11 protein-coding genes and 1 rRNA gene are annotated in these 12,779 nt (G+C 42.0%); 11 read left to right on the forward strand and 1 reads right to left on the reverse strand.

The window, feature by feature from the left end; all coding sequences use genetic code 11:
- The first annotated feature begins 21 nt into the window (after positions 1–21).
- From J2X69_RS23280 to J2X69_RS23300, 5 genes are all read left to right on the forward strand, one after another.
- Entirely contained in the window at positions 22–1,185 is a 1,164-nt protein-coding gene (locus tag J2X69_RS23280) for a hypothetical protein (RefSeq protein WP_310108799.1), read from the forward strand.
- A 164-nt stretch (positions 1,186–1,349) separates the two neighbouring features.
- On the forward strand, positions 1,350–2,345 hold the full coding sequence (locus J2X69_RS23285) for an adenosine kinase (RefSeq protein ID WP_310108802.1): 996 nt from the start codon (positions 1,350–1,352) through the stop codon (positions 2,343–2,345).
- Between the two features lie 204 nt (positions 2,346–2,549).
- Positions 2,550–3,878: a pitrilysin family protein gene (locus J2X69_RS23290; protein WP_310108828.1), complete on the forward strand. Its 1,329-nt coding sequence runs from the start codon at positions 2,550–2,552 to the stop codon at positions 3,876–3,878.
- A 27-nt stretch (positions 3,879–3,905) separates the two neighbouring features.
- Complete coding sequence (locus J2X69_RS23295; protein ID WP_310108804.1) at positions 3,906–5,954, forward strand: pitrilysin family protein; 2,049 nt, start codon at positions 3,906–3,908, stop codon at positions 5,952–5,954.
- A gap of 6 nt (positions 5,955–5,960) precedes the next feature.
- Positions 5,961–6,686 (forward strand): peptidase, M16 family protein, encoded by a 726-nt coding sequence (locus tag J2X69_RS23300; RefSeq protein WP_310108806.1) that lies wholly within the window; start codon positions 5,961–5,963, stop codon positions 6,684–6,686.
- A 60-nt stretch (positions 6,687–6,746) separates the two neighbouring features.
- Here J2X69_RS23300 and J2X69_RS23305 read toward each other — a convergent pair whose 3' ends face one another.
- Positions 6,747–8,393, reverse strand: coding sequence for a M61 family peptidase (locus J2X69_RS23305; protein ID WP_310108807.1), 1,647 nt, complete (start codon positions 8,391–8,393; stop codon positions 6,747–6,749).
- 139 nt (positions 8,394–8,532) lie between these two features.
- Between J2X69_RS23305 and rpmH the strand changes: the two genes are divergently transcribed.
- The 6 genes from rpmH to J2X69_RS23335 form a co-directional block, all read left to right on the forward strand.
- A complete protein-coding gene (rpmH, locus tag J2X69_RS23310; protein WP_074226946.1) occupies positions 8,533–8,691 on the forward strand; it encodes a 50S ribosomal protein L34 in 159 nt (52 codons plus the stop codon).
- A gap of 48 nt (positions 8,692–8,739) precedes the next feature.
- A complete protein-coding gene (gene rnpA, locus J2X69_RS23315) occupies positions 8,740–9,162 on the forward strand; it encodes a ribonuclease P protein component (protein WP_310108819.1) in 423 nt (140 codons plus the stop codon).
- A gap of 165 nt (positions 9,163–9,327) precedes the next feature.
- Complete coding sequence (locus J2X69_RS23320; protein WP_310108822.1) at positions 9,328–10,989, forward strand: S41 family peptidase; 1,662 nt, start codon at positions 9,328–9,330, stop codon at positions 10,987–10,989.
- 5 nt (positions 10,990–10,994) lie between these two features.
- Positions 10,995–11,684: a tRNA (adenosine(37)-N6)-threonylcarbamoyltransferase complex dimerization subunit type 1 TsaB gene (tsaB, locus tag J2X69_RS23325; RefSeq protein ID WP_310108824.1), complete on the forward strand. Its 690-nt coding sequence runs from the start codon at positions 10,995–10,997 to the stop codon at positions 11,682–11,684.
- Complete coding sequence (locus J2X69_RS23330) at positions 11,681–12,190, forward strand: DUF2480 family protein (RefSeq protein WP_310108826.1); 510 nt, start codon at positions 11,681–11,683, stop codon at positions 12,188–12,190. Before tsaB ends, J2X69_RS23330 begins: the two co-directional genes overlap by 4 nt.
- 508 nt (positions 12,191–12,698) lie before the next feature.
- Positions 12,699–12,779: ribosomal RNA gene (locus J2X69_RS23335) — 16S ribosomal RNA — on the forward strand; the annotation flags it as partial.

Below are 12,779 nucleotides of genomic sequence, written 5' to 3' on the forward strand. Positions count from 1 at the left end.
TAGCGATCTAAAATCACCCGAATGCAATTGATCGAAGTTACCACGCCTGCCCATCAGAAAGAGTTTATTGAGATGGCAGTCCGGTTGTATAAAAACGAAAAGAATTGGATCAGGCCTCTTGATGCGGATATCGAGGGGCTTTTTCATAAAGAAACCAACAAGCTTTTTCGGAATGGGGCAAAGGCCAAGCGCTGGCTTTTGCAAAATGAAAAGGGAGAAACCATAGGACGGGTAGCGGCTTTCATCAACCCAAAGATGAAGGAGAAACAGCCGACCGGCGGTTTGGGTTTCTTCGAGTGTATCAATGATCAGGACGCTGCTTTTTTGCTTTTCGACACGGCAAAAGCGTGGCTGGAGAGCGAGGGGATGGAAGCTATGGACGGTCCGATCAACTTCGGCGAGCGTGACAAGTGGTGGGGATTGCTCGTGGATGGCTTTACTGAGCCGAACTATAATATGCCTTGGAACTTTGGCTATTACCAAAATTTCTTCGAGGAATACGGCTTTCAGATTTACTTCAAGCAATTTACTTATGCCAGACCTGTTCAGAATCTGGGGTTTGATGAGAAAATGAAGGCTAGGGCAAAGGTAATTATGGATGATCCCGATTACGATTTTCACTACCTGAAGGGAAAAGAACTAAAGGAAAAAGCACCGGAATATTTTATGACGGTGTATAATAAAGCATGGGCACGGCACATGGGGAAATCTTTGGCGCTGAAAGAAGCCCAGATGATGTTTGCCAAGATGAAGCCCATTATCGATGAAAAACTGATTTACTTTGGGTTTTACAAAGGTGAGCCGGTTTCGTTTTTTATCCAGATTCCAGAGATCAATCAGATTTTCAAGCATGTGAATGGAAAGATGGATTTGATCGGTAAACTTAAATTCCTTTGGTATAGGACCTTTTCGCCTCCGAACAAAATGCTCGGACTGGTGTTCGGGGTAGTGCCGGAGCATCAGGGCAAGGGAGTGGAGAGTGCCATGATCATCACCTATGACAAGATGAGCGGAAAGTCTTCATTTCCATACAAAACCATCGAGATGAATTGGATCGGCGATTTCAATCCCAAGATGATGCGGGTGTGTGAGCAGCTTTTGGCAGAGATTTACAAGACTCACCATACCTATAGATACTTATTTGATCGGACGAAACATTTTGAGAGACACCGGATATTTGATTGATAGCTGAGTCAGTCTGAGCGAAGTCGAAGACCGAATAATATAGACTTCGACTTCGCTCAGTCTGACACGCCCCACTTATCAACTTTGCCACATTACAACTTTCCAATTTCCAGGCCCAATCTTCCAATTTTAAAATATTTCAATTTTCCAATTCTAGCTAAAAAATGAAAAAATACGACGTAACGGGCATAGGAAATGCCTTGGTAGATATAGAGTTTAAAGTTAAAGATCAGTTTTTTGCAGACAATGGTGTCGAAAAAGGCCTGATGACACTGGTGGATGAGGATCGCCAAAATGCTTTAATGCAGGTGATTAATACCGAGCAGGCCAAAAAGCAGTGCGGGGGATCAGCAGGAAACACAGTCATTGCTGTTTCTCAGTTTGGTGGTAAAGCTTATTATTCCTGCAAAGTAGCCAATGATGAATTGGGCTATTTTTATATGAATGATATGAAAGATGCCGGTGTGTCGCATAATCTCAGCGAAACAAACTTGGCTGAGGGAATCACAGGCAAATGTCTGGTCATGGTAACTGAAGATGCGGATAGGACTCTGAATACTTTTTTGGGAATCACCCAAACGTATTCTACGACAGATGTCAACGAAGCAGCGATCAAAGATTCTCAGTATTTGTATATAGAAGGTTATCTAATTACTTCTGAGAACGGTAAGGAAGCGATGATGCATGCCAAAAAAATTGCCGAGGAAAATGGTGTAAAAGTGGCATTGACTTTTTCCGATCCTGCAATGGTGAAGTATTTCAGAGAATCCATGGCAGAGGTAATAGGCGAGAGTGTAGATTTGCTTTTTGCAAATGAAGAGGAGGCAATGATTTTTACAGGAAAAGATAATCTGTTGGAAGCACGGGAGGAGATGAAGAAAATAGCCAGACATTTTGTGATTACCCAAGGGAAAAACGGTGCCTTAATCTATGACGGAGATACATTCATAGATATTGAGCCTTATGCTATTACGGCGATTGATACCAATGGAGCGGGAGATATGTTTGCCGGCGCTTTTATGTATGGAATTACAAATGGTCACAGCTACGCCTCAAGTGGGAAGCTTGCTTCCATGGCGAGTTCAAAGATCGTGGGTCAATTCGGTCCAAGATTACAATGGCATGAGGCGAAAGACATTTTGGCGAAGCTAAATCCGTAATTTTAGGGCTCTGGAAATATCTTTTCAGAGCCTTAATTTTTATTATTTATTGTCCTAAAATTTTAGATTGTAATAAAATAGTATTTTTTTAGAGTAAAATTGTGTAGAAGGATTCAGCTGAGTCCAGAGTAGGGTTTTTTGGGACTTTTTTATAGACCACCCGTATGATTTTAATTTATGAAAATATATTCCAACTATACTATGATGAGAAAACTTACTGCTTTGGGGTTAGTAGCAGGGATACTAAGTGTTCCCGCTATTGCACAAACCAAAATTGAGTTCAAGGAATTTGACTTGGACAATGGGCTGCATGTGATCATGCATCAGGACAATACCACACCCATCGTGGTGACGTCAGTACTTTACCATGTAGGTTCTAAGAATGAGCAACCGGACAGGACCGGTTTTGCGCACTTCTTCGAGCACCTGATGTTTGAAGGATCTGAAAATATCGAGCGGGGAGAATACATGAATATCATCCAAGCTCATGGCGGCACACTGAATGCGTATACGTCTAATGATATCACCTACTATTATGAATCTTTGCCTTCGAATGAACTTGAGCTGGCACTTTATATGGAAAGTGAGCGAATGCTGCATTCGAAAGTAGATCAGACTGGAGTGGATACTCAGCGTGAAGTCGTCAAAGAAGAGAAGCGTCAGAGCTATGACAATAGGCCTTACGGAAGTATCCTGATCGAAACGTTGAAAAGAGCCTACACCGATCATCCTTACCGCTGGGCTCCTATCGGATCATTGGATGACTTGAATGCAGCTTCCATCGAAGAATTCCAGCAATTCTACAAAGACTTCTATGTACCAAACAATGCTACACTTACGATCGCGGGAGATATCGATTATAAGCAGACAGAAGAATGGGTGAAAAAATATTTTTCGGAAATCCCTAAAGGAACTAAGGAAATCTACAGACCGAATGTAAAGGAACCTAAGAAAACAGCTGAGATCAGAGATATTGTTTATGACAATATTCAGATTCCGGCAGTTATTCAGGCGTATAATCTTCCTCCAAAAAATGATGCGGATTCTTATGCACTGTCTATGCTTTCCACGTATCTGACAGGCGGCAATTCTTCTTTGATGACCAAAGAACTTGTGGATAAGCAACAAAAAGCATTGGCTGTGGCAGCAATCCCTCTTGATTTGGAAGACGGAGGGATTTTCATCATGTATGGTATCACCAATATGGGGGTAGAGCCAAATGATCTTGAAACAGAAATAGACAGATTGATCAAGCAGGTTCAGGACAATGGGATCTCGGAGAGTGATTTCGAGAAGCTTCAGAACATCATGGAAAATAATATAGTGAGTGGAAACTCATCTATGGCCGGAGTAGCCGAAAATCTTGCAGAAGCTCACGTGATGTTTGGTGAAGCTGATTATGTGAACAAGGTGATGGAAGCGTACAGCAAAGTCACAAAGGCTGACATTCAGCGCGTAGCCAAAGAATACCTGACCTTAGATGGTCGTGTGGTTCTATATTATTTGCCAAAGCCAACTGAAGCAGCGCAGTAAATGATTCACCTAAACAATCGAAATGACATGAAGAAAATAACGATAGCCTTTGTATTGAGCCTTTTGGTGTCTGTCGCGAGCTTTGCTCAGGTGGACAGAAGCCAGTTTCCAAAAGCGGGGCCTGCGCCTATAATAAAAATTGGTGAGGCAGAGACTTTTACACTTGACAACGGACTGAAAGTATTTGTGGTAGAGAATGATAAACTTCCACGCGTATCATTCACACTAGTGCTGGAAAGAGATCCATTATTTGAAGGGGATAAGGCGGGATTGACCGGCTTTGTAGGCCAAATGATGAAAGCAGGAACTACAAGTCGATCCAAAGATCAAATTGATGAAGAAATAGACTTTATAGGAGCGAATCTTGGAGTGTCTTCTACCTCTATTTCGGCCTCTTCTTTGAAAAAGCATCAAGAGAAAATTCTTGATTTGATGGCTGATGTGCTTTATAATCCTATTTTTCCTGAAGACGAATTGGAGAAATTGAAAAAGCAGTCACTCACAGCCTTGGCTACAAGCAAGGATGAGCCAAATGCCATCTCAGGCAGGCTAAGCAGTGCGATGGTATATGGTAAAGATCACCCATATGGCGAAGTGGAAACAGAGACTTCTATCAGTAAAGTTACCGTGGAGGATGTGAAAGACTATTACACTACCTTCTTCAAGCCAAATATTGCTTACCTGGCTATCGTAGGTGACATGAGTAAGTCAGAAGCGGAGGAAGTGGTAAAGAAATATTTTAGCGAATGGGAACGGGGCGATGTGCCTAAATTCACGTATGACGCTCCAACTCCTCCAAGCAAAAAAATGGTAGGATTAGTTGATCGCAGTTCTTCTGTACAGACAGTGATTGATATTGCCCAACCGATAGATCTCACTCTTGGTGATGAGGATTATATTTCAAGCAGGGTATTGAACCAGATTTTTGGAGGCGGGTCTTCTTCCCGACTTTTTATGAATCTTCGTGAAGACAAAGGCTACACCTATGGTGCGTATTCTTCATTCTCTGCTGATAAACTTATTGGTGAATTCTCGGCAAATGCATCAGTCCGTACTGAGGTGACTGATTCGGCTGTAGTGGAATTTATCTATGAGATCAATCGATTGGTGGATGAAGGGGTTACCGAAGAAGAGTTGGAAAAAGCTAAATCAAACCTTGCGGGTTCGTTTGGCAGATCGCTGGAGAGTCCTTCTACTATTGCAACTTTCGCATTGAATATCGAGAGATACGGTCTTCCAAAGGATTACTACGAGACCTATTTGCAAAAAATGAATGCCCTGACAGTTGCTGATATCAATAAAACCGCCAAAAAACTTATTGACCCTGATAAGCTTTACATTACAGCGGTGGGAAATGGTGCTGAGATCAAGGATAAATTGGCACAGTTTGGAGAGGTTACGCTATATGACAATATGGGTTTCCCCGCCAGAGAAATGGAGGCTGTGGATCCAGACATGACTTCTGAAAAAGTAATTGAGAGCTACATTGCTGCCATCGGTGGCCGAGATAAAGCCACATCGATCAAATCAGCTAAACTGGAAATGCAGGCAGAAGTGATGGGTACACAGTTGACTATTGAATTGATCCATGATGATGCCAATATGCGTTTTGCCCAGAAGACATTAGTAGGAGGAAACGTCATGCAGACTTCAGTAGTCAAAGACGGAAAAGGATCGGCAAGCGTGCAGGGTCAGTCCATGGCGATGACAGACGAACAAGTGGATGCAGCGAAACTGAGCACTTACTTTTTGCCTGAGTTGCATTACCAAACTATGGGATATACACTGACTCTTGACGGAATCAAAGATGTGGAAGGGACTCCAGCCTATAAAATAATTGTGGCTACACCATTGGGTTCATCAGTGAATAACTATTACTCAGTAGAATCAGGGTTAAAGATCAAAAATGAGAATCCTGCTTCAGGAGACACATTCTACAGTGACTACCAAGAGAAAAATGGAGTTTTGATTCCAATGAGTCAAACAATTAAGTCGGCGATGATCCCCGTGCCTCTGGAGGCTAAAGTGACCGGTTTGGAATTGAATCCTGAATTGGATGAAGAGGATTTTAACTAACTAATTATGAAGAAAAACATTATAATATTCGCTCTTGCCCTTTTGGCATTGCCGACTGCCACAAAAGCGGGCGTGGAGGAAAAAGAAAATCCATCGATAGTCAAGGTTGACAACTCGGTCAAAGAAGTGATCGATAGCTATGTCAAAGCGACAGGTGGCGAGGCCAAAATGAAGGCAGTTCGCAATATGGAAATGAACATGCAGGCGGAGATCCAGGGGATGATGCTGGATATTTCCAGCGTGGTAGACCGTGAAAACCAGCGCTTACTGAATGTGACAGAAATGGACGGTAACGTATTGTCAAAGACTGTATTGAAGGATGGAGCCGGCAAAGTGACGGCGATGGGCCAGGAACAAGTCTTCACAGAAGAACAAGTAGAAGCTGTACGAAATCAGGTTTACGCTTTCCGTGAGTTGTATGTGGATGAATTGGGGATCAATGTAAGCTATGATGGAACAGCTGAAGTAGAGGGAGAGCAAGCCTATAAGCTTATATTTGAAGCTGCAGGGGATGGTAATACGACCGAGTATTATAGTGTAGCGACCGGCTTGAAGCTGCAGACGGAATCACCTTCAATTGGAAAAGTTCTTTATAAGGATTACCGGGAAGTGGACGGTCTTATGATGCCAATGGCCATGAGTATCACGAATAGTATGCTGCCGATGCCAATGGAAGCAAAGGTGATTTCCATCTTATTCAATCAGGATTTGGATGATACTTTATTTAATTAGAAGAGTCTAGAGTGAAAGATTTAAAGTTAAAGGGCTGTCTGTGAAGGCAGCTCTTTTCTATTAGCCATTGATCCATGCATCTCTCTTGGGATTGTTTTTTTTGTCTACTAAGACATGGTCTTTGAAAAGAAGCTTGTCTGTAGTGCGTAATTCCATGTCGAGATTTCTTCCATATCGATTTACGGATAGCTTAAGTACATCCGTCTCGAGCTCTTGTGAGTTGATTAAATCTCCCAGCATTAGCTTTTTATAAGCGTCGCTTGACGGATGGATTTTGCTGACTTTGCCATCTTCACCCTTGATAATGCCAAAATCCGAAGCTAAACGGTCTTCTCCAGCATTGGTTTGCAGCTCAAAACCCAGTGAATTAAAATACTTTTCTACGACAGGAAAAATATCTTCTTTGCCTGCGATATGATCTTCGTAGAATTGATTGAAATAAATCGGGTGATCAGTCTGTGAAAGTACTGCTTCCCACACTTCTTCCAGGGTATATCCTATTTTTGGTTTTCCGAATCGTTTCCAGAGAATCCTCATTACGTGATGAAGGGAAGAGTTTTCATCCAAAAGCATAGCGTCCAGGCAAAAAGCAATCAAGGCACCATGGGTATAAATACTTACTTTTTTGTCGGGTATTCCAGCTACATACCCGTCTATCCAGAGGTCAAAACTGGATTCTAGGATGGATTGGTTTCGCCAGCCAAAGTTCACAGATTCTCTGTTCAGCATTTTTTCAAAAGTCTTGCAGTATTCTTTCAATGAAAAATAGCCTGATTTCAATAGAAAGACATCACCCATATAGGTTGTGATTCCCTCTACTACCCAGCCTGCCTGATGATAAGCCTCCTTGGAAAAGTCGTATGGGAATATTTCCTTAGGTCTGATATGGCAGACATTCCAGGCATGGTAGAGTTCGTGGCTACTTACACCCATGAGATCATTCATTTGCTGACGCTCTGTTAGGCTTTCCGCAGGACCAAAGGTAATCACCGTCCCCCGCTGATGTTCCACGCCGTGGTAGTGTGGATAGGGCAGGAGTTGATAAATGAAATGATATTCCTCCACAGGGAATTCGCCAAAGGCCTCTAGTTGCTTTTCGGTAAACTGCTGAATGCGGGTGCTGAATTCAGCCAAGTCAAAAAGAACTTTTCCGTGAAACCAGAGGTGAAAGTTAACTTCATTGATTTCAACTACTTTATGGGTTAAGCTTTGTGAAGCGAGAAAACTGCTGTCAGCCAATTGCTGAAAATTGGAAGCAAAGAGTTTATTGTTATCTGATAGAAGCGTGGTGCAGAATTGAAAATGAGCCGGGTAGTTTACTTCGATTTGTATTTTTTCCTCAGAGCGGCCTTCTACCTCAAAACAGCAATTGACGAAGTTTAGATAAATCTGGCCGTCATCCACCCAGCAAGAACCTGCATCCATCTTTGCACAGAAATATTGATAGCAAACTAGGTACTCGCCTACATGGTCAGGAATGAACTCCCATAGGTCTTTGGAGAGTTTTGAGGCAGGGATTTGTGCTCCTGCGGGAGTTAAAATCTTTAGATCCCGGATATTTTGCGCATAATTTGCCAGCTGGTAACGCCCGGCACGCCAGGCAGGAAGCTGAAGCCGAACCTGCGAAAGGTGCGATACCGTAATCTGAAGCGTGATTTCTATGTATTGAGAAACAGGATTTTGAGATGCTATGGAATAGATGATCATTGGGAAGCTGATTGAATTCAAACAAATGTTTTTTTCCTTGTTTGTATTTAAAGAAATGGTACTTATCTTTGCAGTCCTTTTTGGGGGTGATTCCCAAGGAATAAAGAATCAGAAAGCAATTAGATAAAGATATTCGATCATGAAAAGAACATTTCAACCTTCTCGTAGAAAAAGAAAAAATAAGCACGGCTTTAGAGAAAGAATGTCTTCTGCTAACGGTAGGAGAGTACTGAAAGCTAGAAGAGCAAAAGGAAGACACAAATTGAGTGTTTCTTCTGAAAAGACTTTGAAGAAGTAATTCTTTGCACTGATTTTCGTATGTTCACGTACGATTTTAGTCCTTGTGATGAATTATAGACTCCCAAAAAGTGAGCGGCTTCATGCCGACAAACTTATCAAGGAACTTTTTAACGAAGGTTCCTCTTTTTTTTTATACCCATTTAAAGTCCAGTTTTTTGTTAAAAAGGATCTGGGTAGTGGAACCCCACAGGTACTTTTCTCCGTTTCAAAGAAGAAAATCAAAAAGGCCGTTGGTCGCAACTTTGTCAAAAGAAGAATGCGCGAAGCATACAGGCTTAATAAATCTTTGATCCCATTCTCTGCCCCCTTTATGTCCGTAGGCTTAATATATGTCAGTTCGGATTTGATGGAATTTTCAGAAATTCAGACTAAACTCATATTGGCTTTAAAAAAATTGGCCGGTATTGTAAGCGAAAACCAAAAACAGCATGAAATCGAGCACGACGAAGATCGTCATCCATTGGAATAATTATTTGGCGCGAGATTCCATGTCACCTTTGAAATAAAATTTTAAACACATGAAATCGAGCATGACGAAGAACGTCACACAACTTGTCCCGAACTTGTTTCGGGAGAGGAATGATTATCCGTTATGCGAGATTCCATCTGGCCTCTTAAAACAAAATATAAACAGATGAATAAATCATTTAAAAAATCCCTCCTAATCCTAGTGTTGGGAGCATTTATACTCACAGGATTTTTTGCATTCAAAGCTAAGAATGACAGGCTATTTGCCATAGCTAAGAATATTGACATTTTCGCCACACTTATCAGAGAGTTGGATTCTTATTACGTGGATGATATAGATCCGGACGAATTGGTGTCTATTGGAATCAATGCGATGCTGGAAGAGCTGGATCCTTACACCACCTTTATTCCGGAGGAAGACTCGGATGATTATCGGATGATGACCACGGGAGAATATGCGGGCATCGGCGCATTGATTGGGAATCGAGGTGAAGGAAGTATGGTTATTATGCCATATACTGGCTTTCCTGCGCAGACTGTGGGGCTGAAGATAGCCGATTACATTCTGAAAATAGATACAACGGATGTCACCGGCTTGGGAACAGCAGATGTGTCAGCCCTTCTCAAAGGACCGGCTAACACTCCTGTTCATTTACAGGTAAAAAGGGATAAGGATACGCTGGAATTTGATGTGATCAGAAAGAAAATTGCCATTAAAAATGTGCCTTACTATGGCAAACTTGATGAGCATACAGGATATATCAAACTTGCAGAATTTACAACCAATGCCTCCACCGAAGTGAGAAATGCACTTCTTGATTTGAAAAGCCAGGGGGTGGACAGATTGGTGCTGGATGTGAGAGACAATCCCGGTGGGCTTGTCAATGAAGCCGTGGAAATAGTCAATCTTTTTATACCTAAAGGAAAAGAAGTAGTAAAGACTATCGGTAAGCTTAAAAATGTGAATTATACCTATAAGACCAGCAAGACACCTGTAGATAAGGATATTCCTATTGTCGTATTGCTTAATGAGCATAGTGCTTCAGCTTCGGAAATCGTAGCAGGTACTTTGCAGGATTACGATAGGGCGGTGTTGATAGGTAGAAAGTCATTTGGAAAAGGGTTGGTGCAGACTACTGTGCCGCTGACATATAATGCACAGATGAAGGTGACCACGGCCAAATATTATATTCCAAGCGGGCGTTGCATCCAAGCAATTGATTATTTGGAAAGCAGGGAAAATCATAAGTTAGTGACGGTCCCTGATTCCCTGAGGAAGGTATTTCAGACAAAAAATGGGAGAACCGTATTGGATGGTGCCGGAATCGAGCCTGATGAAGAGGTAGAGCAAAAAAACTATGCGCCAATTTCATATAGTCTGGTAGCGCGAAATCACGTATTTGATTTCGCCACTGAATATTTCTATAAGCATTCTGAGATTGCAGCCCCATCTAGCTTTGCCGTTTCGGATGCGGAATATGATGAGTTTGTGGGATGGTTGGAAGGAAAAGAATACGATTATACTACCTACTTGGAGAAGTCCTTGGAGGATATGCGCAAAAATGCAGAGAAGGTGGAATATTATGAGGAGATCAAGGCTCAGATCGATGCACTAGAAAAAAGAGTTAACCATAGCAAGGAACAGGATTTGGTTACCAATAAGGAGGAAATCAAAAGCATACTCTCTCAGGAGATTGTATCCAGGTATTATTTCCAAGAAGGAATGATTCAGTCCGGGTTGGACGATGATGAGGATGTAATTCTGGCCAAAGAGTATTTGCAGAAACCGGATAAGATAAAGAAGGCGCTGACAGCCTCATCAAAATAAGGATTATGGCAGTTATTCTCTCGCTGGAGACCTCTACACCGGTTTGTTCCATTGCAGTTCACCAAAAAGGAGTATTGCTGGGAAAGAAATCCTTAGATGTTCCGGGGGCTCACTCAGAGAAACTGATGGGGATGATCCAGTCTCTTCTTGAGGAATGCAGCCTCACTATTAATCAAATCAATGCGGTTGCAGTCTCAGAAGGCCCCGGGTCCTATACCGGTCTTAGAATTGGTGTTTCTGTTGGCAAAGGGCTGGCATATGCCGGAGATATACCCTTGATAGCAGTCAGCACATTGAAAGCTCTTTCATACGGAGCAAGAGTGCGGATAAAAAATCAGGGATTAATAATAGCGATGCTTGACGCCCGGCGGATGGAGGTTTACCGGGAAGTGTTTGACCATGATTTGAATTCTGTCAGGGAGCTTGATTCGGAAATTATCGATGCCGGATCTTTTTCGGAGTTGCTAGAGAAAGGAATCGTTTTTTTTGTGGGAGATGCGGTAAAGAAAGTATCAGAGGTAATTGAGCATCCAAATGCAGTTTTCCTGGATGTCAAAATCTCGGCCGAATACATAGGGGTATTGGCTTTTGAGAAATTTCTAAGAGGAGAGTTTGCCGATGTGGCTTATTTTGTCCCTAATTATCTGAAGGAGTTTAAAGCTCTTCAGTCTAAAAAGAATCCATTACTGATATGAGCGAGATAGTAAACAGAGTTACAAATAGCCCGATCGTTACGATTAATCTAGAGGAGATTTATCCTAGAGAAGAACGTGTGCTATTTGATATTAAATCTTTTCTCTTCCAAGAATTGATTTTGAGGGAGAAAGATTTCAGGGCAGCACTCAAGGAAATTGATTGGAAACAGTATGAAAACAAATGGGTGGCGATTACCTGTACCGCAGATGCGATCGTTCCTAATTGGGCATTTATGTTGGTGGCAACTTATCTTAATTCTATTGCCCGTGGATATGCAATTGGAGATTTAAAAGAACTTGAAGTGATGATTGCTGAGGATTGTTTGAGAAAAATAGACTTGGAGGCATTCACGGATAGGCCTGTTGTGGTCAAAGGATGTAGTGATTTTCCCATTCCTCTATTCGCTTATGGCAAAATAATTTCACTGATACAGAGCAGAGCAAAATCCATAATGTATGGGGAGCCATGCAGTACTGTGCCTCTTTACAAAAAACAAAAGTCCTGATAATTAAAGGACTGGAAAAATCCTTCAGCTTTTTTACGTTTTTCTTTTTATAGGCTATTGCCAATAAAATAAAAAGGTGAATATTTGCACTCCCAAACGACGCAGACGGTGTTACGGGAACAGGGTTTACGGACCCTGGGAGTTTTGAAAAGGAGAGTTTGAAAAAGTTTTTGCGAAGTCGGCGACGATATGCTACCTTTGCGCTCCCTTCGGAAGTGAGGGGAAAGCTGGAAAGAATTCCGGACCGGAAAAACTTTAAAAATTAAATTTCGCAGGGTGTATTGCAGATTAAAAAATCTCTCTTACCTTTGCACTCCCTTCGGCAGAGAAGGGAAAAACGGAACCAAAACCGGAAGGTTGGACGCTCTGACAGAGGCCGCAAATGTGCGGCACCAAGTTCTTTGAAGTGATGTAAGGCAAAAAAAATAGTAACCTGAGAACAGACAGGGAGACGTTTATAAGATTTGCTTTGTGCGGTCTTATGGACAGTGTATAATAATGATAATTTACAATGGAGAGTTTGATCCTGGCTCAGGATGAACGCTAGCGGCAGGCCTAATACATGCAAGTCGAACGGTAGACATCTTTC

It is taken from the genome of Algoriphagus sp. 4150, assembly GCF_031457395.1.
Classification (GTDB): domain Bacteria; phylum Bacteroidota; class Bacteroidia; order Cytophagales; family Cyclobacteriaceae; genus Algoriphagus.

Excerpts from the sequence above, each read along its gene's own strand:
- tsaB (WP_310108824.1), top strand. The coding sequence starts at position 10,995 with ATGGCAGTTATTCTCTCGCTGGAGACCTCTACACCGGTTTGTTCCATT.
- J2X69_RS23305 (WP_310108807.1), bottom strand. The coding sequence starts at position 8,393 with ATGATCATCTATTCCATAGCATCTCAAAATCCTGTTTCTCAATACATA.
- J2X69_RS23330 (WP_310108826.1), top strand. The coding sequence starts at position 11,681 with ATGAGCGAGATAGTAAACAGAGTTACAAATAGCCCGATCGTTACGATT.
- rnpA (WP_310108819.1), top strand. The coding sequence starts at position 8,740 with ATGAATTATAGACTCCCAAAAAGTGAGCGGCTTCATGCCGACAAACTT.
- rpmH (WP_074226946.1), top strand. The coding sequence starts at position 8,533 with ATGAAAAGAACATTTCAACCTTCTCGTAGAAAAAGAAAAAATAAGCAC.
- J2X69_RS23295 (WP_310108804.1), top strand. The coding sequence starts at position 3,906 with ATGAAGAAAATAACGATAGCCTTTGTATTGAGCCTTTTGGTGTCTGTC.
- J2X69_RS23285 (WP_310108802.1), top strand. The coding sequence starts at position 1,350 with ATGAAAAAATACGACGTAACGGGCATAGGAAATGCCTTGGTAGATATA.
- J2X69_RS23280 (WP_310108799.1), top strand. The coding sequence starts at position 22 with ATGCAATTGATCGAAGTTACCACGCCTGCCCATCAGAAAGAGTTTATT.
- J2X69_RS23320 (WP_310108822.1), top strand. The coding sequence starts at position 9,328 with ATGAATAAATCATTTAAAAAATCCCTCCTAATCCTAGTGTTGGGAGCA.
- J2X69_RS23300 (WP_310108806.1), top strand. The coding sequence starts at position 5,961 with ATGAAGAAAAACATTATAATATTCGCTCTTGCCCTTTTGGCATTGCCG.
- J2X69_RS23290 (WP_310108828.1), top strand. The coding sequence starts at position 2,550 with ATGAGAAAACTTACTGCTTTGGGGTTAGTAGCAGGGATACTAAGTGTT.